Origin of the sequence: Rhodovulum bhavnagarense, assembly GCF_004343505.1 — a bacterium.
GTDB lineage: Bacteria > Pseudomonadota > Alphaproteobacteria > Rhodobacterales > Rhodobacteraceae > Rhodovulum > Rhodovulum bhavnagarense.
In genome coordinates, this window is sequence record NZ_SLXU01000016.1 from 41,853 (window position 1) to 67,104 (window position 25,252).

A 25,252-nucleotide genomic window follows, 5' to 3' on the forward strand; every position below is an offset into this window, starting at 1 on the left:
ACGGGCGTCATGGTCATCGCCATTCGGGGGCTTTCGATAGCAGCCCCCGCAAGAGACATCGTTGCAGGATGAAGAAAACCAGCAACGGCAACGCCATCGAGATGAAGGCCGCCGCCGCGAGCATGCCCCAGTCACCCCCATGCGAGCCCAGCAGGTCATCGGTGATCGCAACCGTCATCACCCGGACCCCATCGGCAGGGGGCAGAAAGACCTTTGCGACCAGCAGGTCGTTCCAGACCCATACGAATTGCAAGGTCGCGCAACCGGCCAGCGCCGGATACGTGAGAGGCAGAACGATACGCGAAAAGATCTGCACCTCGCTGGCCCCGTCCATCCGGGCACAATCGATGATGTCGCGCGGCACCCCAGCCATGGCGCGATGCAGGAGATAGACCGCCAGCGGCAGGCCGAACCCGGTATGGGCCAGCCAGATTCCGACAAGGCCCTGCCCGATACCAAGCCCCTGGTGCAGTTTCAAAAGCGGGACGAAGGCAAGCTGAAGCGGCACCACCAGCAGACCCGCCGATGCCGCGATCAGAAATCCGCGGCCCCGAAACTCCATCCAGGCCAGCGCATAGGCGGCAAAGGCCGCGATCACCGTGGGCAGGACCGTGGCCGGGATCGTCACCGCGAGCGTGTTGACAAAGGGCCGCACCATGACATCGTCCGCCAGGACACGCCGGTAGTTGTCCAGCGAGAACCGCGGCGGCATGGTGGCGCGGACATAGATGGTGGGCGCGCTTTCGCCGAACGCTCGCGGGGACTCGAGGCGGTAATGGCCATCTGCGCCCACGCTCAGGCTGCCTCCGCCGACGAGATCGGCACGCAGCCCGGTGCCGAAGGCTGCCGGGGCGCGGCTGCTCACGCCAAATGCCTTTACCCGGCCTGGCATGGCCGCGTCGGCATCGTTGGCAAAGACATTGCCCGCGATGACATGGCGCCCGCCCTCGGTGACCGCCGCCCCTGCATCGGCACGGACACGAAAGGTGCGCTCGGCAGCGAGGGGGGCCTGCCACCAGCCGCTGGCCAAGATCTGGTCGCGCTCGCGGAAGGACGACACCAAAAGCCCCAGGGTCGGGATGAACCAAACCAGGGCGAGGACCAGCACCGCGATGTTTGCCGCCCGGCACGCGCGCAGGGGATGACGGGCGCGCACGCGCATCAATCGCCCCCCTTGCGCGCCTGGCCGATATTCCAGGCCAGTATCGGCAAGACAAGGATCATCAACACCATGGCCACGGCGCTGGCCCGCCCGTCATCGCGGAACATGACCCCCATCATGAAGCCCGGCAGAACCTGGGTGCCGAAATTACCTCCTGTCATGGCGTAAACGAGATCGAAAACCTTGAGCACGAGAATCGTGACCAGGGTCCAGACAACCGTGATCGTGCCCTTGATCTGTGGAACCTCGATCCGCAGGAAGATCTGGGTCGCGTCGGCCCCGTCCATGATCGCGGCCTCGATGATCTCCCGGGGGATGGCGCGCAGCGCCGCGGACAGGATCACCATGGCGAAACCTGTCTGGGTCCAGATCAGAACCGCCATCAGGAAAAAGCTGTTCCAGACCGGGATTTGCAGCACATCCAGCGGGCCAGCCGCCCCCAGGGTCGCGCGGATCGCGTTGAGCAACCCGATATCGGCATCGTTGGCATAAACGAATTTCCAGATCAGCGCAGCCCCGACCAAGGACATCGTTACAGGCATGAAGATCGCGGCTCGCGCCAGGTTGGCCCAGCGCAGCCGGTCGGTCAGCCGCGCCGCGATCAGGCCAAGGCAGGTCGCTGCGGCCGGCACGACCAACACCCAGAGCAAGCTATTGGCCAGCGCCCCCTGGAAGACGTGATCGGCACCCAGGGCGCGGTAATTGGCAAATCCGATAAACGCATCTCCCTCGCGGTCGAAAAGCGAACGCCAGAAGGCACCCGCGAACGGGAAGACGAGGTAGAGCATCGAACCGGCCAGTGCCGGGAACAGGAACAGCCATGGCCGCACCAGGTTGGCCCGACCGATATTGCGTGCGCAAGTCTGGCCGCTTGCCGGAAAGATAACCCGGTCGAGGACGAGATTGGAGAAATAGACATAGCCCACACACCCCGTGACCCCGATCAGGATCGACATCAGCGCCATGACCAGCGGCGGCATCGCACAGCCTACCTGATTGAGTCCCAGCGGGCCTGGATATCGCGCGCGACCCGTGCTGCGCCCTGGCCGGTGGTATAGGCCACCATGCCTTTCCAGAAGGCATCCGCCCCGATTTCGCCGGGCATCAGGTCGGACCCGTCGAAACGAAAGGTCGTGGCGCCAATCAGGATATCGCCCTGGGCACGCTGAAGCTCGCTGGCGTAGGCATCGCGGTTGGCGGCCTTGAACGGCGTCAGGAAACCCGCCTGCGCCATCCAGAGCTCGTGGGCGATAGGGGTCTTGAGAAACGCGATCAGGGCACGCGCCGCGGGACTGTCGCGGGTAATCGTCCAAAGCGTGCCGGACCCCAGCACGGGCGCGCCGAGGTCCATGCCGGCATAGGCGGGAAAGTAAAAGAAATCGACATCCCGGCCGATCTCGGTTCCCGACGGGAAAAAGGTCGGGATGAAACTGGCCTGCCGGTGCATGTAGCACTTGGGCGGAAAGGTGAACAGACCCTTGGGGCTGTCGCGGAAATCGGTGGTGGCGACACTGGCCGTCCCGTTTGCGACGAATGCACCATTTCGGACGAACCAGCCGTAATCCTCGATTGCATCGACCACACGCGCATCGTCAAAGGGTATCGCGTTTTCGACCCATGCATCGTAGACCCCTGGCGGCTGGCGACGCAACAACAGGTCCTCGACCCAGTCGGTCGCGGGCCAGCCCGTCGCCGCACCCGAGCCAAGCCCGATACACCACGGCGTCGCGCCGTCGGCGGCGATCATTTCGGTGAGCGCCTTCAGCTCTTCCATCGAGCGCGGGACATCATAGCCCGCCTCGGTGAAATTGTCCGGCACATACCAGACCAGCGATTTCAGCTCGACCTTGTAAAAGAATCCGAAAAGCGCGGTGTCGCCGTCCCGGTCGGCATAGCTGCCCAGCCTGACCCAGCTTTCACCCGCGGCATAGTTGGCCCGCACCCAGTCGGCGGTTTCCTCTCCCAGCGGAGCCAAATAGCCGCGTCGTGCCATGTCGGCGGCCAGTCCCGGCTGGGGAAATACCGCGATGTTCGGGGCCGATCCCGCCCGCGCCGCGATCACGATATCCTGTTCGAAACTGTCAGAGCCCGCATAGCTGACGCGCGCGCCGGTGGCCGCCTCGAAATAGGCCAGAACGTTCTCGACGAGGACCTTGTCGGGACCGGTCCATGGGCCGCTAATGGTCAAAACTTCGTCCGACAGGTCCGTTCGGGAAAAGCTTTCATAACCCTCCCAGTCAAAGCGGTCATCCACGCCCGGCGGAAAGACGAGGTCACGCGACAGCGCCGGCGCCGCACACATGACCACCGCGGCAACAAAGGCCATCCCTTTGAATTTCATTGACCCCTCCGATCGGTGCGCGACTTGACGCCGGTTGCCCGCACTTTGCCCAGCCCCTGATCGTCGGGCGGAAACGTTGCCCGAGGCTTGCCGATCATCCATCATTTGTCAACCTTGGGTGGTATTTTTTACACCAACTACCGCCAAGGACGACCCCCTTTGACGCCATCGTGGCGGGTGGTTAACCTGACAAGCAACATGTCAAAGCGCTTTGGCTCAAGGTCTAAAACATGAATCTCAAGGAACTCGCCCAGCTTCTGGGACTGTCGCAAACAACGGTCAGCCGGGCGCTGAACGGCTATCCAGAGGTGGCCGAAACCACCCGCGCACGGGTCGAGGCCGCCGCGCGCGAACATGGCTATCGGCCCAATATCAGGGCCCGGGGCCTTGCGACCGGGCGGGCCATGGCGGTGGCACAGGTCATCCCCGCCGATTGCCTGGGCCTGCTGGCCAATCCGATCCTGTCCGAAACACTGGCCGGGGCAACCGAGGTCCTGGCCGAGGCAGGCTATGAAACCACGCTCAGCCCGATGCCCGATAAGGCCGTTGAAACCGCCTATCGCGATCTTGCGGCGCGGGGCGCGGTGGACGGGGTTTTGTTCCATCTGCCACGCGTGTGCGAACCGCATATCGACGCGCTGAAAACCACCCGGTTGCCCTTTGTCGTGCAAGGCCACCCGCTGACCGTGGATGCCGATCATTGCTGGGTGGGTATCAGCGGGGTCGAAGCTGCCCGACAGGCCACCCGGATCATCCTGCGCCGGGGGCACCGTCGGATCGCACTGATCAACGGCCCGGACGGGCTGGCCTTTTCGGCCGAGCGGTTACGTGGCTACCGCATGGTGGTGCAACGGCGCTCGCTGGACGATGATCCCGACCTGATCCGGCACAGCGCGCCCTCAGAGGCCGCGGGATACGCCGCCGCCGCCGCACTTCTGGATGGCAAGGCGCCACCCACCGCGATCCTTGCCGCGACCCTGCCCCAGGCGCTGGGCGCGGCAAGGGCCTGTCGCGACCGGGGCATGGCTCCGGGGCAGGACATCGCGCTGGCCGCACATGACGATGTCTTGCAGATGATGGGCGGCGCCGAGGCCGCGCCTTTGTTCATCGGCACCCGTGCACCGCTGCGCGCGGCCGGGCGCACAGCGGCCGAAATGCTGCTGCGCCGCATCGCCGCCCCGGAGGCCACGAACGAAAGCCACCGCATCCCGCTTGAACTGAGGGGGCCGGCACCGGCACCGCCCGCCGGCGCAACGGTTTGCCGAGACACATGATGCCGTCCGCCCAGGCGCGGACAGATCCCTTGCGCGTACCGCCCACTGCATCTTACCACCGGGTCAACGCGACCCTGCAAGGAAACACACCGTGACCGGGCTTGTGGCGGATATCGGGGGAACCAATACGCGCGTCGCGCTGGCCGAGGGGCCACGCGTGGCCGCAGACAGCATGATGCGGTTTCACAATGCCGATCATGACGGCCCCTCCGACATCCTGGCCGCCTATCTTGCCCGGCATGGCGCCCCCCGGATCACGCAAGCCTGCGTGGCCCTGGCCGGGCCGGTACGCGACGGTTCGGGGCGGCTGACCAATCGCGGCTGGATCATAAACGAGCAGGGCATCGCCAAGGTCACCGGCGCCACCCAGGTAAAGCTCTTGAACGATTTGCAGGCCCAGGGTCATGCGCTGGACCACCTCGCGCGGGCAGGGCTGATCGAGGTTCTGGATGGCCCCGAATTACCCAGGGCAACACGGCTGGTGATCGGGCTGGGTACCGGGGTCAATACCAGCGTCGTGCATCGCCATGGCAGGGGCCTTTTGGTTACCGCGGCCGAGGCGGGCCATGCCAGCCTGCCCGCATCCGACGAAGACGACCTGTCCCTGGCCCGGTTCGCCGCAGGGGCAGACGGCTTTGCCTCGATCGAGGACCTGCTGTCGGGCCGGGGAATCGAAAAGATTCATGCCTGGGTCACAGGGCGGGCGGGCATGCCACGGCAGATGACGGCGGGCGATATCCTTGCCGCCGGGAATGATGACGCAGATGATCCGGCGGTTACCGAAACCTTGCGGATCTACACCCGGCTTCTGGGGCGGATCGCGGGGGATCTCGCACTGCATCACCTGCCTTTCGGCGGCATCTTCCTGGTCGGGGGCGTCGCCCGTGCGATGACACCGCACCTTGCCCGGCTCGGCTTGGCCGCTCATTTCCGCGCCAAGGGGCGGTTCTCGCCACTGATGAGAGAATTCGCGATCCGCACGGTTGTCGACGATTACGCCGCACTAAGCGGCTGTGCGGGCTATCTGGCGCGGCCCGCCTGAGACGTCCGACCGCCTTTGATCCCCAGCCACGTCACGGCAAACTGGCACCGATATGTGAAGGAACACCAGACCATGAAAATCGACGGCACCCATTACCGCTCTATCTGGCGCGAGGCGGACGGCACGGTACAGATCATTGACCAACGCTGGCTGCCGCATGAATTGCGCATCGTTGCCCTTACCAACCGCAAGGAATTCGCCGCCGCGATCCGCGACATGTGGGTGCGCGGCGCGCCGCTGATCGGGGCGACGGCGGCCTATGGGGTGGCCGTGCAGATGGCGGCCGACCCCTCGGATGCATCGCTGGCCGAGACATGGCAGGTTCTGCACGAAACCCGCCCCACCGCGATCAACCTGCGCTGGGCGCTGGACGAGATGACGCGCGTGCTGAAACCGTTGGCCCCTGCCGACCGCGCCGCGGCGGCGTTCCAGCGCGCGGCCGAAATCTGCGACGAGGATGTCGAGATCAACCACCGGATCGGGGTCAACGGGCTGGAAATCATCCGCAAGATCGCCGAGGCCAAGGGCGGCGGGCGCGTCAACGTGCTGACCCATTGCAACGCGGGCTGGCTTGCCACCGTGGACTGGGGCACCGCGACCTCGCCCATCTATCACGCGGTCGAGGCGGGCATCGACATCCATGTCTTCGTGGATGAAACCCGCCCGCGCAACCAGGGCGCGCAACTGACCGCGTGGGAAATGCTGAACCACGGGGTCAGCCACGACCTGATCGTGGACAATGCCGGCGGCCACCTGATGCAGCATGGCGAGATTGACCTGTGTATCGTGGGCACCGACCGCACCACTGCGCAGGGCGACGTGTGCAACAAGATCGGCACCTATCTCAAGGCACTGGCCGCCCAGGATAACGGCGTGCCGTTTTATGTCGCCCTGCCCTCGCCCACCATCGACTGGACGGTGCGCGATGGCGTGGCCGAAATCCCGATCGAGGAACGCGCCCAGGCCGAAGTCACCCACGTTCAGGGCAAGATGCCGGGCGGCGTAGTGGGGCAGGTTCTGATCTCGCCCGAGGGCACGCCCGCCCGCAACCCCGCCTTCGACGTGACGCCGGCGCGGCTGGTTACCGGCCTTATCACGGAACGCGGCGTTGCTCCGGCCAGTACCAAAGGTCTGGCCGCGATGTTCCCCGAGCGCGCAGGCTAATCGATCAGCCGCAACAGCCGCGCAACGGCAAGTTCGTATCCCTGCACGCCGCAACCCGCGATCACGGCATCGGCGCGCAGGGATACGTAGGAATGGTGGCGGAAGCTTTCGCGCTTGTGGACGTTGGAAATGTGGACCTCGATAACCGGGCCGTCATAGGCATTGAGCGCGTCGAGGATCGCAACCGAGGTATGGGTGAATGCCGCGGGATTGATCACGATCCCGGCGGCTTGCTCGCGGGCGAGATGGATCTGCTCGACGATCTCGCCTTCGTGGTTGGACTGGAAAAGCCGAACCTCTGCCCCCGCCTGGCCAGCCACGGCCGCGCAGGCACGTTCCACATCGGTCAGCGTTTCATGCCCGTAGATCGCCGGCTCTCGCTGGCCCAGAAGGTTCAGGTTCGGCCCGTTCAGGATAAAGATGCAGCCACTCATCGAGCCCTCCCCGCGTACAGTGTCGCTCCAGCGCCCAAAGGGCTAGCACGAAGGCCGACGCCCTGCCAGCGCCTTGGGCATCCCGGCCACATGGTATGGGAAAACGCCAGCCGCTCTTTACAGATTGCACCGGGATGCCATCTAGGAAGGACAAGTTATTCACGATCTCAGGATTTGTTTGCGCGCGCCATGGACACCCGCGTTCTTTCTGCCCCCGGCCGCCAGATCGCGGCGCTTCCGCTGCGTCGCAATGCGCGGGGGGAATTGCAGGTTCTGATGGTTACCTCGCGCGGAACCGGACGCTGGGTGATGCCCAAGGGCTGGCAGATGGACGGACGCAAACCCTGGAAAGCCGCCGAGATCGAGGCGTTGGAAGAGGCGGGCGCGCTCGGCCATGTCGGCACGACGGCCATCGGCCAGTATCACTATGACAAGGTCCTGGACGACGGTGAAATCCTGCCCTGCCGAGTAGACGTCTTTCCGATGATGGTCGACCGGTTGAAACGCAACTGGAAGGAACGCCACCAACGCAGGCGGCATTGGTTCAGTCCGCGTCAGGCGGCCAAGCGGGTGGATGAACCCGACCTCGCCGCCCTCCTTCTAGGCCTCGAAAAGAAGCCGCATAAGCGGCCCGAGCTTCGTCCGCTGTTGAAAGGCGCCAAATCGGGATAAGCCGCCACCGGGCCGCCCCGCAAACGGGTCAGTACGGACAGGGAAAAGCTGGCTAGCGCGCAACGGCAAGCTCGGCGCGCAAACCGCCCAGGGTCGGGCTCTGCCCAAGGCGCAGCTCGCCGCCATGTCCGCGCGCTATATCGGCTGCGATGGCCAGGCCCAACCCGACCCCGGTGCCAAGGTCCTGGTTGCGCGCCGCATCCAGCCGGTGAAAGGGCTGCATCGCCTCTTCGCGCCGGGCCTCGGGAATGCCGGGGCCGTCATCCTCGACGGTGAAAACAAGGTGGCGCGGGCGCCATTCCAGCCCCAGCCTGACCTGGGTGCCGTGGCGCATCGCGTTGCCGACCAGGTTTTGCAACGCACGTTCCAACGCCAGCGGGCGTAGCGTCGTGACCTCCCCCCCGGATAGCGGGCCAATGATGATCCGCCCGCCCTGTGCCCGCGCCCGCGCCGCCGCGTCACGAACAAGATCGGCGGGATCGCAGGGCGCGGGATCGTCCAGAGCCTCGGCCCGCGCGAAATCCAGGAACGTGTCGATCATCCGTTCCATCTGGGAAAGGTCGCTCAACATGGCCTCTGCCTCGGCACAATCCTCTGTCATGGCCAGTTCCAGCCGCAGCCGGGTCAAGGGCGTGCGCAGGTCATGGCTGACACCCGAAAGCATCATCGTGCGCTGTTCGATCTGCCGTTCGATGCGATCACGCATATCGACAAAGGCCCGGCCCGCCGCCCGCACCTCGGTCGCCCCCGAAGGTCGATAGGGCACGATACGCCCCTTGCCAAACGCCTCGGCCGCCGCGGCAAGCCGCTTGATCGGTTTCAACTGGTTGCGCAGGAACAGATAGGCGATCAGCGTCATCAACAGCCCTGTCAGGACCATCAGCACCAGCAATTGATGGGGTTTGGCCGCCGAAACGCGCTTGCGGTCGAAAACGACCTCGAGAACCCCGTGACGCGTCGCCATGCTGAGCCGAACGAAGCGGTCGTTCGTCGCCAGGTCGACGCCCGTCATCGCGGGCACCAGATCGTACAGCGCCTCAACCACCACCCGGCCCGAGAGATCGTAGAACAGTCGCTTTCCCCCGGACGGCTGCGGCTGCCCCGGCAACTCGGTCTCGATGGCAAGCGCCCTGCCCAGCGCCTCCAGCGCGGCGCGCGCCCGCACCGTATCGGGAGCGGCCTGGGCCGTGGCGTGCAGATGATTCAGCCCGGGCGACATGCTGAGGATCATCTGGCGGGTGACATCCTCGAAATGCCGCTGGATGAACACCACCGAAACGACAAGCTGAAGCGCGATCACCGGAACCAGCAGAATCAACGCGGCCCGGCCGTAAAGCCCCCGCGGCAGCATGCGTTTGATCCAGCGTTTCGCCATGCTAAAGGCTTAGCCCTGCAATCGCGCCAAAGGAACCCGCGAGATGTCGTTTGATCCCACGCCCGGCCAGGCCGAAACGCTGGCCCCCGGCCTGCGCCGCGTCCTGGCCCCCAACCCCTCACCGATGACCTACAGGGGAACCAATACCTATATCCTGGGCCGGGGCGCGGTCGCGGTGATCGATCCCGGGCCGGACGATCGCGCCCATTTCAAGGCGATTTTCGACGCGCTGGCCCCGAACGAACGGATCACGCATATTCTTGTCACGCATTCCCATGTCGATCATTCCCCGCTGGCCCGCCCCTTGTCGCGGGCAACCGGCGCGCCTGTGCTGGCCCATGGCGACAGCACGGCGGGACGGCGCGCAGATCTGGCACAACTGTCCGGCCTCGGTGGCGGCGAAGGGATCGATCCGGGATTCGCACCCGATCACAGGCTCGCCGACGGCGAAACGATCATCGGTGCGGACTGGCAGATCACCGCGCTGCATACCCCGGGGCACATGGGAAACCACATGTGCTTTGCCTGGCAGGGGGCGCTCTTTACCGGCGATCACGTGATGGGATGGGCAAGTTCCATGGTCTCTCCCCCCGATGGCGATCTCGCGGCGTTCATGGCATCGCTCGACCGCCTGCGCGCGCGCCCCGAGCACATCCTCTATCCCGGACATGGCGCCCCGGTGCAAGACGGACCTGCCCGCATCGCCGCCCTGGCCACCCACCGGCGCGCGCGCAGGGCGCAGATCCTCGAGGCGCTGGCTCGCGGCCCGGCCACCCCCGAGGCCCTGACCCGAGCCATCTATACCGATGCCCCCCCCGGCCTGCTGGGCGCGGCACTGCGCAACGTCCTGGCCCACCTCGTTGAATTAACAGATGAAAAACTGGCCGCCCCGCTTGGCGAGATGACCGTCACGACGCCTTGGCAAAGGATATGAACAAAGACGCGTAATTTTCTCAAAACCCTCTGGACGCGGGTAAACTCCCTTGCTATACGCCCCTCCACGTTCCGGCGTAGCTCAGCGGTAGAGCAGTTGACTGTTAATCAATTGGTCGTAGGTTCGATCCCTACCGCCGGAGCCAAATTCTCTCAATGAGATCAAGACGATAAAGGCAGTCCGACAGGGCGGCTTTTGTCGTTTTTGGCACCCTCTACAACAACTCTACAACAAAAAGACCCGGACGCGCAGACGCCCGGGCCAAGTGTCACTGTCTGCGGCAGCGGCCCCGCCCAACACAAGCGAGGGCTTCACGGCCTCGGTAAACAAGGAAACCCGAGGCCGCTAAGAGAGTGTCAGTGGATTAGGCGGCCTCCTCGCCTTCGTCTTCGCAGTTGAGGTCGTCGATCCACATTTGTGCCGCGTCCATGATACTCTCGAGCACTGCGCGCTTGTCTTCCTCGGGGATAGTCCAGAGGACGTCGCCCGTGATTTCGAGGCCGTGGAACAGCAGCTTGCCTTCACCGGTGAGCGCGAACTCGTCCATGTATTGGCACTTTGCCGCGTTGTTGACGCCGAGGCGTGCGATGTCGAGGGCTGCGCCGAAGCGGCTCGCCGCGATGGAGATTGAGGTGTCAATCATTGGTATTCACTCCTTACTGATTTGGGTTCCGCCTCATTGGCGTGCTACCTTTCTGCCAAAGGAGAAGACCGATTCCTGTTGAGCAGAATTCAGACGAACTCAACGAAATTGCCGACGCGTGGTTTGACGACGCGGGTGATGTCGCGAAGGCGTGGGAAGTCATTGCCCGCTGCATCGACGAGGAGCGCACCTTCCCCGCGTGGGTGCTGCGCTATCTGCGACGCCTTGCCGATGATCCACCGCTGCCGCCAGAACCCGACGAGCGCCCGTCGAAGGCTTACTATGATCCGGTGGAAATCTTCTCGACGGTCACACAGTGGCGGCAGGTCGAAGGCAAGAAGCCGACACTGCAAGCGTGCTTTGAGCGCTTCATCAACGAATGTTTAAACGGGCGTGGTGAAGAAGAAACCCTCAAGACGGCCTACTATCGCGGCCTGCGCATCGCCCAAAACGAGATCGCCTTCATGCAGGAAGTCATCAAGGGCTGAGGGCCAGAACTACGTTGTTGACGAGGTCAGTGATAGCGTCGTCCGCTTGCGCCTGTGTCACCACGATAGTCGAAGGATGCGCTACGGTGTTCCGCCGCTTCAATTTCGATTCCAGAATCTCGACCACGTTCTTGCCCAACAAGCGCGCTGTCCTGCAAACGGCAATAACCTCACTCTCCTTGAACTCCTCAAAGTCGTCCCGCGTGGAGATCGTGTCATTCTTCTTTGGGAAGCGCTTGGGCACCGCCGCGTTGAACTTGTCCAGACGCGCCTGATCCGCGAGCAGCCATTCCATGAGGTGGTCGTAGGCGAGGTTCCAAACCATGACGATTGCCGCCCGATACGCCTTCACCTTGTAGCAGTTCAGAGCCTCAACAAGAAAATCCCGCTCTGCCAAGGACGGTACTTTACTCGGCAGGTCTGAAAGCAGCTTAGACACCGCGACGACGGAAGGGTTGCCGCCGATTTTCGTGTCGTAGGACCGCCTGACAGAGCCTGCAAGTTTGTAACCGCCACCTGCTTTCACTAGCTGCGGCGGCTTCTTCTTCGCTAGCCGATCTAGATACTGCGTGACGTTCGGCGGATCAACACCGACCTGCTCGAAAGCCGTGCGCATGGTCGTTGAGTTGAATGACGCCTTCCCTTCGACAGCCTCCAAGTACCAGCCAAGCAGGAGCAATTGGTCAACAGCCGACTTCGAGTAGAAGCCGGAAACCGAATCCGCGAAACCGCTCAATCCGTCCAATTCATCCCTCAGCGAACTTATGCACCCGGTCGAGGCCGATGTGGTTCACAGCATAGGTGCCGCGCGACGGGCCTTGGTCGAGCAACTGGTTCGCTTTCAGGTTCCGCAGCGGTTGCGCGAAGTCCTTCGATCCCGTGGACCAGTTCAGCTTGCGAAAGCAGGTATAGACATGATCCGCCGTCACGCCCTCGACGTCCGGCCTCTCCTCGCAAAGATACGCAACGGTCATCAGGAAACGGTCCTGCTCGTTCTTTGGTGGATACTTTTCCGCATAGGTGGCGAGCGAAACGTCGGCGTCGAGGTCGATCTGCACAATCTTACGCTTCGCCGGTTTTCGCGGCTTCGGTGGTGTGGTTGGCGCAGCCGCAGCCTCTTCTGCCGCATCGTCGGCATAGTCGGCGGCATCAATCACGTCCTCGTCTTCCAAATCAGATTGGCCGATGACTTGGGTCGTGCTCCTCGCTATGCGAGGCCCATTGGTCTGCGCAGGACGCAAAGCGTTCTGAATAGCGGTCGTGATCTGAGCAAGATCACCCTCAGGCATTTCCGCTTCAAGCATGATGAAGCGGACTTTCGACGTTCCAGTTCCTTTGGACGGCTTCTTGGCCATACGGGCCTCCAATTCCACATTTGCGCGCGAGCCACTTGCATACCACAACAGGTTGCGGCAGTTAAGTCCTTTTCTCCGCCGAATTGCTCTTTAACGGAACAGCGCAATTCCAATGTTTCGCGCTTCACGCTACCGGTTGCGGCAGCACCGGAAAGGCGTCCAAGTGTTCATGCCTCTACATCAACGGGGCTGAACACATGACTTCCACCTACCTTATCGACCGACTGAGCAACGAGGCCGCGCGCCGCTTGGCAGACAAGGTGCGCGACGGGCGACGCCGCGCGCTTGCCGCGATCTCGAAGTGCTGCATCGTCACAACGGACGACGGCATCGAGACGCGCGAGCACATCTTCGACCAACCGCCGACCATCGGCCAGCTTGCGGACCGCGCAGGCCCGGGCGCATGGGTCGTATCGGTCGCGATGCGCCGCGTGCCTCAGAGAGCGCGCGAGCGCTTGGGGATCGCTGCTGAGTGATGTCACGACAGGCGAGCGTCGCATCCTCGCAGCGCTCGCCTAAGACGCTGCGTCGCTCACCGCAGCACCTGCCATAGCGCATATGCGCAGACAGCGAGAGCGACGAGCAGCAGGGCATTCTCGATAGCCGCCACCTAGAAATACCCGTGCAACTTCCCGACCGACATGCGCTGCGGCGCGATGTGGGTCTCAAGGAACGTCGCGAGACAATGCGCGACCCAACGGTCAGCGTGATGACCACGGCCACCGCCCTGCAATGTCAGGTTCCCAGCGGACGTCTCCTTGAACTCGACGCTCCGCGCTTCGCGGATCAGTTCATCCTTCTCGGGCAGATCGTGAGCGATAAGCGACGTGCCATTCTCAAGACAGGTCGCTGCATTCTCGAACAGCAGGTTCTTCGACACGCGGACGCGTGATCCGTCGCGCGTGAATGTGGCACCCGCAGTCATCACCATCGGCGTCGCAGGAACCTTCGCCTGCTGATACAGGCCCTCAAGCGGCGCGCCCATGCCTGTCGCATCGAAGCAGAAACGCCAGTTCTTCAACTTGCGCAGAACGGACACGGACCAGTCAACGACGTCCACCGCCTCGGCGAGTTTCGCGGTGTCCGTCCAGACGGTCGTTAGCCGGAGCGGCGTCAGCGCCTGCTCGAAGCCGCGCCCCGTCAGGAACGGTCGGCGTTCCGCCTTGATGATGCACATGGCAGACGGGTCTTCACCGCGCCCGCCCACATCGAGCGCGACAGCATAGCGGCGGAAGCCGAGCACCTGAGCGCCTGCCATCGCAGGGTCTGCGTTTGTCGGAAGGGCAAGCGTCCCGTCGTCGCGTTCGATCAGTTCAAGTTCAGAGGACAAGGGCGCTCTCCGTGTTGTTGGTGGCACGCGCGAGGACAGCAGCCGACAGCAGCGGATCGCCGCCACCAGCGAAGATACAGTCGTACTCACGGGCGAAGCGCGCGGCCGAGATCACATCGCGCTCCTTCTCAATCGCTTCGATCAACTCGGGATCGCCGCAGTTGCGGTAGTGGCCGAGGATCTTCAGAAAGTCGTTGGGTTCGGTCCACCAGCGATAGAAATCGCCTTCCTTCCACATCGGCGTGGACGTGACGAGGAGCCTGCCCGTCACCTTCTTCCGCATCGGCAGCACCGCCGCGATGTCGTCGTCCGAGATCAGCGCGCACTCGTCGAGGGCGAGCAGATCGGCTGTGAAGCCCCGCGCGCTGTCCGTCGCGGGCATCGCAAGGATGCGGCCTTTGTGGGACGCCGCTGACACCTCCGTCTTGAGGAACTGGATGTCGGGCGGCGCGAATGGATCGGCATCGCGGAACTCTTTGACGCGCAGCAGGAACTCCTTCGCCTGCTTTTCGGTCGGCGTGATCACGACGACAACGAGACCGCGCAGGAAGGCATCCCATGCGACGCAGGCGACCGCCGTTGACTTGCCCAACTGCCGCGACGCCATCAGGACGACGTGGGATGAGGTAGACAGGAGCAGGTCTCGTTGAAACTTTCGCGGTGTGACGCGCATCGCCGCCTTGAACCGTGCGATGGGATCGAGCGAGGTCGTCAGACCGCCGAGGTAGCGATGAAGGGCGGGATCGAGGGCGGTCATGGCTGATGCTCGATCACCTTGAGCGCCTGCATCTCGTCGAGGAACGCCGCCTTGGCGTCTGGGAACTGTTCGAGGACGCGCAGGATGATCTTCCGCAGCATGATGAACTGCGGCGACGTGCCAAGGTCCACGGTCACGTCGATCTTGGACGAGAACATGCCACGCACCTTAGCCAGGTCCATCAGCGTCTGCCGCATCTCACGCATCTGGGCGAGTTCGAGGATGCGGTCGGGTTCGCCCGACTCGTCTGCCTCCTCGATCACCTTTCGGAGTCGCCGCAGCAGCCAGCGCAGGTCCATGTCGATGTCGTCGCCATCGGACGCGATGATGTCGGCGGCCTCTTGGACCTCCTCCTTTTTCATCTTCGCGGCGATCACCAGCTTCTTGTCCTCGGGGACAGCTTGCAGCCACCATCGCTTCACGCTGTTCCCGGCGATCCCGAGTTCTTCACCGATGGAGTCATAGGACCGCCCTTTCAGACGGTCCTTGATCAACTGCTCCTGCTTCCACTCGGTCAGCTCGGATATCTTGTGACGCGGTGCCATCAGGCAGCGGCCATCCGGTCGCGTGCGACCATGAGGAAGTCACCCATCACAGGGCGCAGCGCATCACGCACCTTGCGAGCGTCCGACAGCACGCCAGACCTCCGATGGAACAGGCGCTGGATGGCGTCGTCGTCGGTCACGCCCGAAGTGAACGCCGCGAGGGCGACGATCCGCGCGACGCATTTCTGCATCGTGGTGGGATTGCGCATGACGGTCGGAAGAAACTCCTCAACCGCCGCCTGCGCCGCCGCGGACAGACGACGGCGGTATTGTTCCTCCTCGTGCCAGTTCATGCGGTCGCCTCGCGGTCGATCCGCAGACCCACGCCGAGTTCCGCCGCCTGCTTCTTCGCGGCCTGATACTTGCGAGGATCGCGGGCGTCGATCTTCGACAGCACGACCTCTTTCGGGCGCGTGTCGCCGCTGAGTTGCGCGGTCAGCGTGGCGAGTTGTTCCTCAAGCGACGTCTTGCCTTCGCGCTCACGGTGGAGGCGCGTCAGAAGTTGGTCGTTCTTCGAAGCGATGCCGTCGAGACGTTCGGACACCTGCTTGTCCATGTCCTCGATCCGCTTCGCGATGGAATCCTCGACCGCCTTCGTGACGGCGGGGAGCAGTGCTTCGACCAGTTTGGCCGCGTGGTCGTCGTTGGAGTCAGCCATTGGGGCCTCCTTATCTGATGAACGAAAGACGGGCGCGCCGTCACCGGTGCGCCCGCCTCCCGTTTCATCATCAGATAGGAGCGAGGCGTCACCTGGCACAGATGACGTTAAGTCATTGGAAAGGCGTCCAAAAGCGGAGATAAAGGTGCAGAATGGAAAGAAAAAGGAGGAGGTCAGGCGTCGTCGAACAGGTCTTCGAGGGCGTCTTTCTTCACGCGCGCAAGGTGCTCTCGGCACACCTGTTCCGATCCCGCGACGCAGAACACTCCCGGCTCCAACCGCACGACAGCACCGACCTTGATCAAGTTCGCGATGCGGGTTTGGAACTGCGAGACGTGCAGCGTCGTCCGGTGCACCTCGCTCTGATAGGTGAACGGGCGGTCGGTCGGCAGGATGTCGAAGATCTCCATATAGGTCCAAGACTTCTCGGGACGCTCGGGCGGGTCGAGATGACGCGTGAGAAAGTCGTGAACCTGCTCCTCGTCGAGGCCCGCGAGTGTGAGCCAGAAACGGCGGGACGCAGCCCAAGGGCCGCGACGCTGCAAGAACCATTCGTGCGCCTCGAAGCGTTCCGTCTCGTCCGACGATCCGAGGTCTTCGAGGGCGCGAAGCACAACGGCAGCGGCTAGTGCCTGTTCGGGTGGTGCGCCTTCGTAGGAGGTGACGATGTTGCCGCGGGTCGGGTCTACCGTGGCTGGAAGCATGGCGTCTCCCTATCGTGCGACCGGGAACGGCAGAATGCCGTCCGCGCCTTCTTCCTCGATCTTGTCGAGTTCTTCTTCCACCGTGCGCTCGATCACCTCGCCCTTGCGCAGTGCGTCGATGAAGGACTCCCGCGAGATCGCGCCTGCGTTCACGGCGGCAAGCAGACTGGTGACAAGCTGTGGCGTGATGACTTGGCTTACGAGATCGCGGTTGAACTCGACGAGGACGACCTCGGACGGGTTGTGAACGTAATCGCGCGCCCACGACAGGAGCGTCCGCACACCGGCTTCCAACTGGTTCACGACGGACAGCAGCATCGCCGTCTCGTGCGAATAGCGCATCGAGGCATGTTCTGCGGTTTCCTGACGACGCTGCTGCCCGGACAGGATCATTTGCGCGCCGAGGGCCGACATGCGCGCCTCCATGTCCTGCAACGCGAGGCGCAGGCTTTCGTGGGCGTCTGTGCCGGCGTTCAGCCAGTATGCGTCGCCGTTCTCTGGCAGATAGATCGCCGTGCCGGGGCCGACTGCCTTGGGCTTCTGTTCCTCGTTCAGCGCACCTTTCACCACGAGCGTCGGGAGCGCGCTCATGTGCAGGCTGTGATTGTAGTCAGCCGACAGGGCGAAGTGCCCGATGTTGGCGTCCGCGAGATCGAGGAGCGGCGGGCGTTCGACGTCTGGCGACAGGTTGCGCGAGCCGAAGATCACCGCGGGGATGAAGAACTGGTACTGCCCGCGCACGGTCGGGTGGATGTCCTCACCGACTTGGATCGCCTCGGCCTTCGACTCCATCCCGTTCGAGACGTTGCGAACGTGCCATCGCCGCATCACGAGTTCCGGTTCGAGGTGGTAGGTCAGGTGCAGTTCGACGCCGTTGTCGAGTTCGTCGTCGTCTTCGCGCAGGCGCAGGTAGGTGAGCTGGGTCCGCCCGTTGATCAGTTCCTCTTTCCAGTCGAGGATTTCCGAGGCGGCGAAGAAGGCGATGTCAGGCGGCGTCGTGACGGTCGCGCCGAACTCGGGATAGGTCAGCACGGCGCAGGCGCGCCCCATCGCGAGCACCTCGCGCGTCAGTTCCTCGCAGAAGGTGTGCAGGGAGTGGCCGTTGACGGTCGCGCGGTCGAGCATCGGTTGGAGGCGCGGCGGCAGCGTGAACCGCACCTGCTTTCGATGGATCAGGCCGACCATCGACTCCAAGGTGTTCGAGGTCACGTTGTAGAAGTGCGCGCCCTTGATGAAGTTCGCCTTCTCGGTCTGCGACAACCCGTCTGGCATCCGCAGATACACTTCCGCGTGCGCCCGCATTGCCCGCTGACCTTCGAGGACCAGCCGGATTTTCTCGTAGTCCTGCGCATAGTGCGCATAAGTCCGATGGTGCAGTTTGGTCATTTCTCAGTCTCCGGTTGGATAGGACGCGACAGGCGGGCCGGGTCGGGCAAACCGACCCACCTGCCGCTGTGCCGCACGATCTGCCCATGTTGCTGCCGTCTCGCAGTCAGCGGGTTGGGGCGTCTTCGGTGCGGTGTTCTGCATGTCAGCCCGCGAGCGCGATGCGGGCCGCGTCTTTCCACGGCAGCAGGAACTCGCCCTGCCGCGACATGACGGACACCGCCATCTCGGTCTGGGCGAGGACGAACTCGGCGTGGGAGATGGACCCGTGGTCGGACGCAAGCAGGTCGCGCAGGAGCGACTTGAAGGTCTCCGCGTCGCACGGGATCGGAAAGACGAGGATCGGTTGGGTGTCGGACGGGAAGCGATAGGTGCGCAGTTCGCCGTCTTGCAAGGTGTAGTGTGCCATTGGTGCAGTGCCCGATGTTGTGGGTGGGCAGACGGTATCCACGATGGCGACCACCCGCCTGCCCGGGAGCGTGGTCAGTTGCGACGTTACAACCCAAGATGGTGCTGGGTCACGCGGGGAATAAGGTAATAGAGCAACAGAATCAGGTAGTTACTACGGTGCGAGGTAGAAGTTGTTTTCGCCTTTCGGGCACGTCAGGCGCAGTTGCACGCACGCGGCCTCGAAGGACTCCTGACTGTGCCCGAAGACGGTGATCGCATTGCCGCAGCGGGCGCAGGTGACGGTCTTGTAGGGAATGGTCACCGGGTAATCCTGACCGTTCTCGCCAGTGCGATACTCGGTCTCCTCGAAGTCCCAGTCGGCGGCGCAGACCCTCATGGGTCAGTGCCCTCTCGGTCGGGTGTTGGTGCAGGTCATGCAGCGGTCGCCTGCGGTGTAGCGGACGGGCATGGGGTCGCCACAGTCGCGGCATGGGTGGGCGTCGTCGCGGTACTTCGGGTGTCCGGCCCTGCGCGCCGTGTTGCGGTCGGGCAGGTCCGGTGTCGGGGGCAGGACGTTGCCTTGCGGGTCGATGGATACCACGTCAAGCATCCGGGTCGGGGTGCGCTGCGGCGTGCAGGTTCATCTCGTCAGTGTAGGCGAGGTAGTAGACCCATTGCGCCTCGCCGAGTTCGTCTGCCGCGTCTTCGACCGGTTGGTCGTTGATCACGCAGGCGTGCCACGTCGCATACGCGGCGGACAGGCGGGCGAGCGCGTTTGCGGTCTTCTCGAACGCTTGGGATTGAGCGTCGCCCTGCGCACTTGCGATAGGACCAGTCATCAGTCTCTCCTTCGATTTGGTGTGCTCGTGGGCATCATCGCATTGCTGCGGTGCGGCGTGCGAGCACGGAAGCAGGAGAGACCTTATTTCGGTGCAAGCCGTCGACCAGATCGACGCTCCGTCGCAGTTGCGAACGAGTCGCAACTGGTGGTCGTCACCTTTTCGTCGCGGCGGACAAGTCCGTTCGGGATGTTGTAGCGATGTTGTAGAGCGTTGCTAACCGCTTGATGGCGCAGTCAGTTTGGACGTGTCGATTGATGTTGTATCAATCGGTCAGATGAGCCTAGTTGCGACTCATTCGCAAAGAGCGACGTGCAGACGCGGGGAGTCAGGGTCCCGTCTACGCGGTAGCGCCATGCGCGGAGGAAGAACCGACAGGTTCTTTATAAGTATCTCTATTATAGAACCTGTCGCTTCTTCCCTCACCGCACCGCCTCCCAGCGCACCGCGCCCACATCCCGCATCGCGCGATCCACATCCGCCCCATCCGCCACCGCGCACTCATACGGGCGCTTCTGACCCTCCTCCCGCCAGTACTTATGCGTGACCACGCACCGCTTCTTCACTTCCCGCGTGTTCCGCCCACCGAACCCGAACACCCGATCCACCTCCACCTCCGACAGCAGCGTGACATCGCCCACGCGTCGCATCATCACGGACGCCGGAACCACCTCCGCGACCGACACTTCGAGCGGCATGTTGTGCAGGATGAACACGCGCAGCCGCGACTCCCTCCGCACCGACCGTCCACGACCGAACGCCTGCATCTGAGTATCCCGCCACACCGCTTTGAACACGGCGTCCACGCGCGGATCGTCATGGACGGGCATCACACCCGCGACACCATCGGCCAACTCGACAGGCACCTCCCGATACCACCCGCCCATCTTCGTCACGGCATCCTCGTCGCAGTGATGCTTCCGCGCCTCGCTCTCCATGACATACGGCATGGGCGCATACCGCCCGATCAGAAAGAGGTTGTCGATCTCGGCACCGTGCAACTTCGTGCCGTCCGGGAACTCCCAGCGGTCCTGTCCCTGCACCTTGCCATAGTGCGCGAACACCACGCGCTCGAACGTGTGCTCCGCCTCCATCGCCTCCCGGTAGTCCTTCGGCACGACGGCCACGGTGTAGCCAGGTTGCGCCCGCAGAAGAGCCGCTACCTGTTCGCGCTTCTTCTTGTAGCCAGCCTCGGCCTGCGTCCACTTTTTCAGGTCCTTCGACTTGTCGAACGGGTTGAGAATCGACGCCCGAGAACCGCTCGTGTCATAGCACTGGACAACATGGGTGTTCTGCGCGGGTGCCTCGAACTCAGCCACCTCAAGCTCCGGGAAGTGCGCGCGCAGGGCCGTGATGTTGGGCGTGGCGTCGAACAAGAGCACGGTTTCCACCTGTGACAGCAGCTTGGGTTCGACGCGCCACGACACCTCGGCCACCCAGCGACCCACCTTCTTCCGGTCAACTTCCTCCTCGAAGTAGAAGACGTGGATGTAGTTGCACCCGCCGTCCATCTCAGCGAGCAGGCCTTTCCAGATCGACACGCAGCCGGGGCGGAAGTCGCCGGGCGCACATCGTTCCACGATCTCGTCGTCTGGCATGTCGGGCGTGACCTCGGGCACATGGCGCAGTTCGAGGTCGAGGGACAGCGCCTCTTCAATCTCCTCCCGCGTCATGCGGCGCTCGCCGTCCATCAGGTCGCGGTAGGCGCGGCGAGACAGCTCATTCAAGCGGTCGGAGCGCGGGGCCATCAGTTCCTCGAGGTTGACTGACTTCTGCCGCGCCAATTCGTCCACGCAACCCTCGTCGATGATGATCAGATCTGCCTCTCCTGCGAGGCGGCTGAGGTGCGAGATCATCTGGACAGGGACGACCCAGTTGTTGCGCCAGAACTCCATGACCTGCCGCGCGTAAGCACACCTCGAGAAATGCGGGCAGCGCGGACCTGCGTCGTTGTCGCCGATGGGAAACCCGCAGACGTCCTTGAACAGCGACACGCCCGCGCGGAGCGCCTCGTTGACCACATCGAGCCGGTCGCACATGCCGTCAGCCGAGCGGCCCTTCCACGTCTCCCACGGGCGGAACACCCATCCGTCGTTCTCGATCACGGACATTGCCCCGTAGGCGTCCATCAGTTCATCCATGCGCTTATGCCGTGCAGCCTCGAGCCGCTCGACGATCTCGACGCACCGCTCATGGTTCGGGGCGAGGATCAACACCTTGCGGTCGTCCCGCGTCGCGTAGTCAACGATCTCGTGGGTCTTACCGACGCCGAGCGAGACTTTGTTGAGGAAGACGCCTTCGCGGTCGACTTGACTGAGGACCGCCTTGCGCATTTCGCGGGTGGCGTCGTCCAGTGTCGTCGTTGGTTCTTGGTAGGCGGGTTCGCCGTAGGTCTTCGCCTTGCCACCGTGCATGTCGCGGTACATACGGCGGGCGTCACCGAGTTCCTCGTCCAGGCGTTCGCCTGTGACGGCATCCTTCATCGGCTTCCTCATCTTCTTCCACGCGGATCGTGGGGCTGGGATGCGCGCGAACTCGGCGCGCAGGGCCTCGATGGTTTCGTCTTCGGTCATGTGGCGGCGCTTGCAGTTCAGCACGAAGTTCCAGCACTCGCGGGTCACCCACTCGTCGTTGCGGATGCGGTCCTCGTTCAGCCGGTAGACTTGTCCGGGCTTGCCGCGCGACGGCATCTTGAGCAGTTCGACCATTCCGCGCGCCTCGGGCGTGTCGAGTGTCGGGCACATTCCATCGAACAGGAAGACACGTTCGGGGAGGTGCTCATGTTCGAGCCACGGGCGGCAGGATGTGAGGGTGTGAGCCGCGGACATGATCGGATCGACCCACGGCAATTCCTTCGACCACTCCTTCAGGAGGGCGTTCAGGTCCTCGAGGCGGTAGTGCTTCGCGAGTTCGACGAAGATGTGGGCGCGGAACTTGCCCGCCATGCCCGCCTTCGACGACAGCACGACCATGCACCGGATACCGGCGAGGCCGATTGAGGCGAGCACCGCCTCGATGGTCGAGTGCGGGTCTGCGATCAGCGTCGCGTCGGAGTAGCCGTCTGGGTAGTCGATCCCGTCGCCGTCGAGGACGAGGATGTCCGCAGGCGCGCAGGACCAGCCCTCGGCCTTGTGTGAGCAGACGCCGCTCTTCTCCGGGTGCCCGAAGGCGAGGATGGCGCGCGGGTTGTCGATCAGGCCCGGGATCACTTCGCCGGGGCGGCGGTAGATGTGGTATAACTCGCTTAGGTCGAGCGTGAGTTTCGACGGCCACCACTCGGACGAGAACTTGAAGTGGTCCTTGTCTTCGACACCATCGACGAACCGCTTGCGGACCTCCGTCTTGTCGTGGTCGGGTTTCGTCAGAATTGTGAACTGCATCTCGTTCTACCGAGACGTCAGCACCTCAATATCCGGTCGTGTCGGCCCACGAAATTTGCTATAAGCGAGTTGTCAAAGGTCGCTTCTCGTGGGCGGATTTTCGGATGGGCGAGGCGCTTGCGTCTCGCCTTTCCTATTGCACCCGGTGCGACCGCGCCCATTCGAGCACGTCGTCGCGGTCATAGAGCACAGTCCGGCTCGTGATGTGCAGATACGGCGGTCCCGTGCGTTCCTTGCGCCAGAGGTAGAGCACCTCCTCCGACCGTTGCAGGAACTCGGCACACTGCGCCGGGGTCATAAGCTGGGGAAGATCCTGCTTGAGTTGCAGGGCCTCGATCTTGTCGCGCAGAGCGCGGATTTCTTGCGTGAGTGTGTCCATCATCGACTCCTATCGCCTCACATTGCTGCAAAGACACAGGCGTCAGTTGATGGTCCGGTGGGCGCCCTCACCTCGTCCGCACCGGTACTGATGGACGAGGATATGGTCACGACGGGCGCTCTGTGCGCCCGCCGCAGGTGGACGTTAGCGCATTTCTGCGAGGCGGACAACGGTCGAGTCAGGTAGCAATCCGCATTCCACCTCAATCTGTTGCGCGATCAAGTTCGCCGTCGCGTGGTCCATCGAACCTTGATCGTAGACGCCCTGCACGCCTTTCTCGGTGTCCCCACGGAATTGGTCGATCACATAGGGCGATAGGCGAAGACGGCGGGCGGCGGTCGTGAACAGGCGGCGCATGTCGTGAGGTGCGACGCGGACACCATCCGCCACGAGTTCGCGCCCGAAGGATGCGACGTGCCGCGACGGGTCATTGCGGTGCGGGAACACCCATTCGGATGTCCTCGGCAGAGCGCCCAGCAGATCGACGAGACGGTCGCATATGGGGAACGACACGTCTTGATCGTTCTTGAGGCTCACAACCCGCAGACGCTTGCGCTCGAGATCGACGTCCGACCAGCGGATCGACTTCGCGTTGATGGAGCGCAAGGCCGTGAACAGCATCAGTTCCCAGCCCGCACCGACGAGCAGATTGCGCTCCTTCTTCGCCGCGATCATGTCGAGGATCGGCCAGCGCTCGTCCACATCGAACTGGACCCGGTTCTTGGGTGGTACAGGTTTCACCCGCCCGAGGCCGTCCGCGACGTTCGGGATGCGGCGGTGAGCGGATGCCTGCTTGAAGGCGGTCGAGACGATCTGGCGAAGGTGCCCGTAGGTCGCCGTCGCACGGCGCTTGCCGTCGTCACCGATGCGAAGGTGCGGGCGCAGGGCGTTCTCGATGTCGGCAAGCGTGACCTTCTCGACATCCTTCGCGAACAGATCGCGCAGGTGCCGGTCGATCTGCGTGCGGTAATAGTCATGGGTGTCCGCAGATGCCGTCGAGTTCGCAATGTGGTTCTCCATCGCATCGCGCAGCGTGTTGATGCCGGTCGATTGCGCGTCCGTCCCTGTGGTGACGGCGGCCATCTTCGCCTTGGCCGCGTCGCGGGCATCGAAGATCGTCGGAAGGTCTGGGAACGACCCGAGTGTGATCGTCCGCACCTTGTCGTCGATGCGCCGCGTGATCACCCACGTCTTGGTCGTCGCACCGACCATAAGGCGGATGCCACGAGCGTCGGGATCGTTCTTCAGCGATGGGTCTGAGTAGCTGGTGGTCTTGCCCGGTACCGGCTTGATCTTGGCGACATCCGGGCGCTTTGCGAGTTCGTGATGGGGCATGGTCTCTACAACATCCTCTACAACATTCTGATACGGTATACTACGGCATACATTGCGGAATGCCCACTTAAGATTTGTTGTAGAGCACTGTTTTACCTATGTTTTTTGGGTGATTACGGTGAAAGCGGTGGTGACCGCGCTCTCCTGTTAATCAATTGGTCGTAGGTTCGATCCCTACCGCCGGAGCCAAAGATTTCAAGGACTTAGCTCTCACACGCTAAGTCCTTTTTTCTTTTCGAGTACAGAATAAGTACAGCAAACACTGCGTGGATCGACGCATCCGGGTTTCGACCAGGTCGGGTGCGTAGTCTTACACCTCAATTCGGGAAGCATGAGCCTAAGAGCCTGATCCTTTCTGTTGCTCGAAAGCGTAAGGCAGGAGGATTAGCAACCGGACGGATAAGTTGAGATTTCTTTGCTTCTTCAACTTGTTGTCTGAAGTTCGGCGTTCCCACGGTTCGACCGACAAGCCACCAGAATGCGTGGTCAATTAAACTGAACACGCGAAGGGAAACCTGCGCAGTAAGCGCCTTTATCACTTCGATAGCCTTGTCCTGGCGCGGAGCACAGAATGGACCTGCATCGGTTTCGTTCCGATCTTTTGAGAGCGATACTCGCCATCGAGGAGACCGGATATGGCAGCGATACACAGCGACGAGTTCAAG

29 protein-coding genes and 1 tRNA gene are annotated in these 25,252 nt (G+C 63.2%); 8 read left to right on the forward strand and 22 right to left on the reverse strand.

Features of this window, described 5'->3' with window-relative positions:
• Nucleotides 1-13: 13 nt before the first annotated feature.
• Genes EV663_RS13140 through EV663_RS13150 form a run of 3 tightly spaced genes read right to left on the reverse strand, consistent with a single transcriptional unit; the run spans nt 14 to nt 3,503 of the window.
• A complete protein-coding gene (locus EV663_RS13140; RefSeq protein ID WP_132952605.1) occupies nt 14-1,162 on the reverse strand; it encodes a carbohydrate ABC transporter permease in 1,149 nt (382 codons plus the stop codon).
• Nucleotides 1,162-2,142 (reverse strand): carbohydrate ABC transporter permease, encoded by a 981-nt coding sequence (locus EV663_RS13145; protein WP_132952607.1) that lies wholly within the window; start codon nt 2,140-2,142, stop codon nt 1,162-1,164. The genes EV663_RS13140 and EV663_RS13145 overlap by 1 nt, the downstream gene beginning before the upstream one ends.
• A gap of 8 nt (nt 2,143-2,150) precedes the next feature.
• The gene (locus EV663_RS13150) at nt 2,151-3,503 is read right to left on the reverse strand and encodes an ABC transporter substrate-binding protein (protein WP_132952609.1); all 1,353 of its coding nucleotides are present in this window, start codon (nt 3,501-3,503) and stop codon (nt 2,151-2,153) included.
• A 230-nt stretch (nt 3,504-3,733) separates the two neighbouring features.
• On the opposite strand from EV663_RS13150, the gene EV663_RS13155 reads away from it, so the two are divergent.
• The 3 genes from EV663_RS13155 to mtnA all read left to right on the forward strand — a co-directional run bounded on the left by EV663_RS13155 (nt 3,734) and on the right by mtnA (nt 6,983).
• The gene (locus tag EV663_RS13155) at nt 3,734-4,777 is read left to right on the forward strand and encodes a LacI family DNA-binding transcriptional regulator (RefSeq protein ID WP_132952611.1); all 1,044 of its coding nucleotides are present in this window, start codon (nt 3,734-3,736) and stop codon (nt 4,775-4,777) included.
• A gap of 91 nt (nt 4,778-4,868) precedes the next feature.
• A complete protein-coding gene (locus EV663_RS13160) occupies nt 4,869-5,819 on the forward strand; it encodes a glucokinase (protein ID WP_132952613.1) in 951 nt (316 codons plus the stop codon).
• Between the two features lie 72 nt (nt 5,820-5,891).
• Complete coding sequence (gene mtnA / locus EV663_RS13165) at nt 5,892-6,983, forward strand: S-methyl-5-thioribose-1-phosphate isomerase (protein ID WP_132952615.1); 1,092 nt, start codon at nt 5,892-5,894, stop codon at nt 6,981-6,983.
• Here the strand turns inward: mtnA and aroQ are convergent.
• Complete coding sequence (gene aroQ / locus EV663_RS13170; protein WP_132952617.1) at nt 6,980-7,417, reverse strand: type II 3-dehydroquinate dehydratase; 438 nt, start codon at nt 7,415-7,417, stop codon at nt 6,980-6,982. The two genes, mtnA and aroQ, sit on opposite strands and share 4 nt — an antisense overlap.
• A 189-nt stretch (nt 7,418-7,606) precedes the next feature.
• On the opposite strand from aroQ, the gene EV663_RS13175 reads away from it, so the two are divergent.
• Nucleotides 7,607-8,089 (forward strand): NUDIX hydrolase, encoded by a 483-nt coding sequence (locus tag EV663_RS13175; protein WP_132952619.1) that lies wholly within the window; start codon nt 7,607-7,609, stop codon nt 8,087-8,089.
• Between the two features lie 52 nt (nt 8,090-8,141).
• Here EV663_RS13175 and EV663_RS13180 read toward each other — a convergent pair whose 3' ends face one another.
• Nucleotides 8,142-9,464, reverse strand: a complete 1,323-nt coding sequence (locus EV663_RS13180) for an ATP-binding protein (protein WP_132952621.1) — start codon at nt 9,462-9,464, stop codon at nt 8,142-8,144.
• A gap of 43 nt (nt 9,465-9,507) precedes the next feature.
• On the opposite strand from EV663_RS13180, the gene EV663_RS13185 reads away from it, so the two are divergent.
• Both EV663_RS13185 and EV663_RS13190 read left to right on the forward strand, forming a co-directional pair.
• Nucleotides 9,508-10,398, forward strand: a complete 891-nt coding sequence (locus tag EV663_RS13185; protein ID WP_132952623.1) for an MBL fold metallo-hydrolase — start codon at nt 9,508-9,510, stop codon at nt 10,396-10,398.
• A gap of 70 nt (nt 10,399-10,468) precedes the next feature.
• Nucleotides 10,469-10,543 (forward strand) — tRNA-Asn (locus EV663_RS13190).
• A gap of 219 nt (nt 10,544-10,762) precedes the next feature.
• On the opposite strand, the gene EV663_RS13195 is transcribed toward EV663_RS13190, so the two are convergent.
• Complete coding sequence (locus tag EV663_RS13195) at nt 10,763-11,041, reverse strand: hypothetical protein (protein ID WP_132952625.1); 279 nt, start codon at nt 11,039-11,041, stop codon at nt 10,763-10,765.
• 41 nt (nt 11,042-11,082) lie between these two features.
• Here EV663_RS13195 and EV663_RS13200 point away from each other — a divergent pair, with 41 nt between their 5' ends.
• Nucleotides 11,083-11,529, forward strand: coding sequence for a hypothetical protein (locus EV663_RS13200; RefSeq protein ID WP_132952627.1), 447 nt, complete (start codon nt 11,083-11,085; stop codon nt 11,527-11,529).
• On the opposite strand, the gene EV663_RS13205 is transcribed toward EV663_RS13200, so the two are convergent.
• Nucleotides 11,519-12,265 carry a hypothetical protein gene (locus EV663_RS13205; protein ID WP_132952629.1) on the reverse strand — a complete coding sequence of 249 codons (747 nt, stop codon included), beginning with the start codon at nt 12,263-12,265 and terminating at the stop codon, nt 11,519-11,521. The genes EV663_RS13200 and EV663_RS13205 overlap by 11 nt on opposite strands.
• A gap of 10 nt (nt 12,266-12,275) precedes the next feature.
• Nucleotides 12,276-12,884 carry a hypothetical protein gene (locus tag EV663_RS13210; protein ID WP_132952631.1) on the reverse strand — a complete coding sequence of 203 codons (609 nt, stop codon included), beginning with the start codon at nt 12,882-12,884 and terminating at the stop codon, nt 12,276-12,278.
• A gap of 197 nt (nt 12,885-13,081) precedes the next feature.
• On the opposite strand from EV663_RS13210, the gene EV663_RS13215 reads away from it, so the two are divergent.
• Nucleotides 13,082-13,360, forward strand: a complete 279-nt coding sequence (locus EV663_RS13215) for a hypothetical protein (protein ID WP_132952633.1) — start codon at nt 13,082-13,084, stop codon at nt 13,358-13,360.
• A 134-nt stretch (nt 13,361-13,494) separates the two neighbouring features.
• On the opposite strand, the gene EV663_RS13220 is transcribed toward EV663_RS13215, so the two are convergent.
• The 14 genes from EV663_RS13220 to EV663_RS15750 all read right to left on the reverse strand — a co-directional run.
• A complete protein-coding gene (locus EV663_RS13220; protein WP_132952635.1) occupies nt 13,495-14,214 on the reverse strand; it encodes a hypothetical protein in 720 nt (239 codons plus the stop codon).
• Nucleotides 14,204-14,971 carry a terminase large subunit domain-containing protein gene (locus EV663_RS13225; protein WP_132952637.1) on the reverse strand — a complete coding sequence of 256 codons (768 nt, stop codon included), beginning with the start codon at nt 14,969-14,971 and terminating at the stop codon, nt 14,204-14,206. Before EV663_RS13225 ends, EV663_RS13220 begins: the two co-directional genes overlap by 11 nt.
• Entirely contained in the window at nt 14,968-15,516 is a 549-nt protein-coding gene (locus EV663_RS13230) for a hypothetical protein (RefSeq protein ID WP_132952639.1), read from the reverse strand. The genes EV663_RS13225 and EV663_RS13230 overlap by 4 nt, the downstream gene beginning before the upstream one ends.
• On the reverse strand, nt 15,516-15,809 hold the full coding sequence (locus tag EV663_RS13235) for a hypothetical protein (RefSeq protein ID WP_132952641.1): 294 nt from the start codon (nt 15,807-15,809) through the stop codon (nt 15,516-15,518). The genes EV663_RS13230 and EV663_RS13235 overlap by 1 nt, the downstream gene beginning before the upstream one ends.
• Entirely contained in the window at nt 15,806-16,174 is a 369-nt protein-coding gene (locus tag EV663_RS13240; RefSeq protein WP_132952643.1) for a hypothetical protein, read from the reverse strand. The genes EV663_RS13235 and EV663_RS13240 overlap by 4 nt, the downstream gene beginning before the upstream one ends.
• A gap of 173 nt (nt 16,175-16,347) precedes the next feature.
• Entirely contained in the window at nt 16,348-16,878 is a 531-nt protein-coding gene (locus EV663_RS13245) for a hypothetical protein (RefSeq protein WP_132952645.1), read from the reverse strand.
• Nucleotides 16,879-16,887: 9 nt separating this feature from the next.
• Nucleotides 16,888-18,264 (reverse strand): DUF4055 domain-containing protein, encoded by a 1,377-nt coding sequence (locus EV663_RS13250; protein ID WP_132952646.1) that lies wholly within the window; start codon nt 18,262-18,264, stop codon nt 16,888-16,890.
• Nucleotides 18,265-18,409: 145 nt separating this feature from the next.
• Nucleotides 18,410-18,673 (reverse strand): hypothetical protein, encoded by a 264-nt coding sequence (locus EV663_RS13255; RefSeq protein WP_132952648.1) that lies wholly within the window; start codon nt 18,671-18,673, stop codon nt 18,410-18,412.
• Nucleotides 18,674-18,826: 153 nt separating this feature from the next.
• A complete protein-coding gene (locus EV663_RS13260) occupies nt 18,827-19,051 on the reverse strand; it encodes a hypothetical protein (protein ID WP_132952650.1) in 225 nt (74 codons plus the stop codon).
• Between the two features lie 205 nt (nt 19,052-19,256).
• The gene (locus EV663_RS13265; protein ID WP_132952652.1) at nt 19,257-19,493 is read right to left on the reverse strand and encodes a hypothetical protein; all 237 of its coding nucleotides are present in this window, start codon (nt 19,491-19,493) and stop codon (nt 19,257-19,259) included.
• A 422-nt stretch (nt 19,494-19,915) separates the two neighbouring features.
• Complete coding sequence (locus tag EV663_RS13270; protein ID WP_132952654.1) at nt 19,916-22,873, reverse strand: hypothetical protein; 2,958 nt, start codon at nt 22,871-22,873, stop codon at nt 19,916-19,918.
• Between the two features lie 133 nt (nt 22,874-23,006).
• Nucleotides 23,007-23,252 carry a helix-turn-helix transcriptional regulator gene (locus tag EV663_RS13275; RefSeq protein WP_132952656.1) on the reverse strand — a complete coding sequence of 82 codons (246 nt, stop codon included), beginning with the start codon at nt 23,250-23,252 and terminating at the stop codon, nt 23,007-23,009.
• A gap of 144 nt (nt 23,253-23,396) precedes the next feature.
• Complete coding sequence (locus EV663_RS13280) at nt 23,397-24,587, reverse strand: tyrosine-type recombinase/integrase (RefSeq protein ID WP_132952658.1); 1,191 nt, start codon at nt 24,585-24,587, stop codon at nt 23,397-23,399.
• A gap of 317 nt (nt 24,588-24,904) precedes the next feature.
• Nucleotides 24,905-25,252 (reverse strand): hypothetical protein (locus EV663_RS15750; RefSeq protein WP_207904433.1); only part of this gene is annotated, 348 nt, incomplete at its 5' end.

Coding starts and splice junctions, on each gene's coding strand:
- EV663_RS13140 (WP_132952605.1), bottom strand. CDS start 1,162: ATGCGCGTGCGCGCCCGTCATCCCCTGCGCGCGTGCCGGGCGGCAAAC.
- EV663_RS13145 (WP_132952607.1), bottom strand. CDS start 2,142: ATGCCGCCGCTGGTCATGGCGCTGATGTCGATCCTGATCGGGGTCACG.
- EV663_RS13150 (WP_132952609.1), bottom strand. CDS start 3,503: ATGAAATTCAAAGGGATGGCCTTTGTTGCCGCGGTGGTCATGTGTGCG.
- EV663_RS13155 (WP_132952611.1), top strand. CDS start 3,734: ATGAATCTCAAGGAACTCGCCCAGCTTCTGGGACTGTCGCAAACAACG.
- mtnA (WP_132952615.1), top strand. CDS start 5,892: ATGAAAATCGACGGCACCCATTACCGCTCTATCTGGCGCGAGGCGGAC.
- aroQ (WP_132952617.1), bottom strand. CDS start 7,417: ATGAGTGGCTGCATCTTTATCCTGAACGGGCCGAACCTGAACCTTCTG.
- EV663_RS13175 (WP_132952619.1), top strand. CDS start 7,607: ATGGACACCCGCGTTCTTTCTGCCCCCGGCCGCCAGATCGCGGCGCTT.
- EV663_RS13180 (WP_132952621.1), bottom strand. CDS start 9,464: ATGGCGAAACGCTGGATCAAACGCATGCTGCCGCGGGGGCTTTACGGC.
- EV663_RS13185 (WP_132952623.1), top strand. CDS start 9,508: ATGTCGTTTGATCCCACGCCCGGCCAGGCCGAAACGCTGGCCCCCGGC.
- EV663_RS13195 (WP_132952625.1), bottom strand. CDS start 11,041: ATGATTGACACCTCAATCTCCATCGCGGCGAGCCGCTTCGGCGCAGCC.
- EV663_RS13210 (WP_132952631.1), bottom strand. CDS start 12,884: ATGGCCAAGAAGCCGTCCAAAGGAACTGGAACGTCGAAAGTCCGCTTC.
- EV663_RS13215 (WP_132952633.1), top strand. CDS start 13,082: ATGACTTCCACCTACCTTATCGACCGACTGAGCAACGAGGCCGCGCGC.
- EV663_RS13225 (WP_132952637.1), bottom strand. CDS start 14,971: ATGACCGCCCTCGATCCCGCCCTTCATCGCTACCTCGGCGGTCTGACG.
- EV663_RS13230 (WP_132952639.1), bottom strand. CDS start 15,516: ATGGCACCGCGTCACAAGATATCCGAGCTGACCGAGTGGAAGCAGGAG.
- EV663_RS13235 (WP_132952641.1), bottom strand. CDS start 15,809: ATGAACTGGCACGAGGAGGAACAATACCGCCGTCGTCTGTCCGCGGCG.
- EV663_RS13240 (WP_132952643.1), bottom strand. CDS start 16,174: ATGGCTGACTCCAACGACGACCACGCGGCCAAACTGGTCGAAGCACTG.
- EV663_RS13245 (WP_132952645.1), bottom strand. CDS start 16,878: ATGCTTCCAGCCACGGTAGACCCGACCCGCGGCAACATCGTCACCTCC.
- EV663_RS13250 (WP_132952646.1), bottom strand. CDS start 18,264: ATGACCAAACTGCACCATCGGACTTATGCGCACTATGCGCAGGACTAC.
- EV663_RS13255 (WP_132952648.1), bottom strand. CDS start 18,673: ATGGCACACTACACCTTGCAAGACGGCGAACTGCGCACCTATCGCTTC.
- EV663_RS13260 (WP_132952650.1), bottom strand. CDS start 19,051: ATGAGGGTCTGCGCCGCCGACTGGGACTTCGAGGAGACCGAGTATCGC.
- EV663_RS13265 (WP_132952652.1), bottom strand. CDS start 19,493: ATGACTGGTCCTATCGCAAGTGCGCAGGGCGACGCTCAATCCCAAGCG.
- EV663_RS13270 (WP_132952654.1), bottom strand. CDS start 22,873: ATGCAGTTCACAATTCTGACGAAACCCGACCACGACAAGACGGAGGTC.
- EV663_RS13275 (WP_132952656.1), bottom strand. CDS start 23,252: ATGGACACACTCACGCAAGAAATCCGCGCTCTGCGCGACAAGATCGAG.
- EV663_RS13280 (WP_132952658.1), bottom strand. CDS start 24,587: ATGCCCCATCACGAACTCGCAAAGCGCCCGGATGTCGCCAAGATCAAG.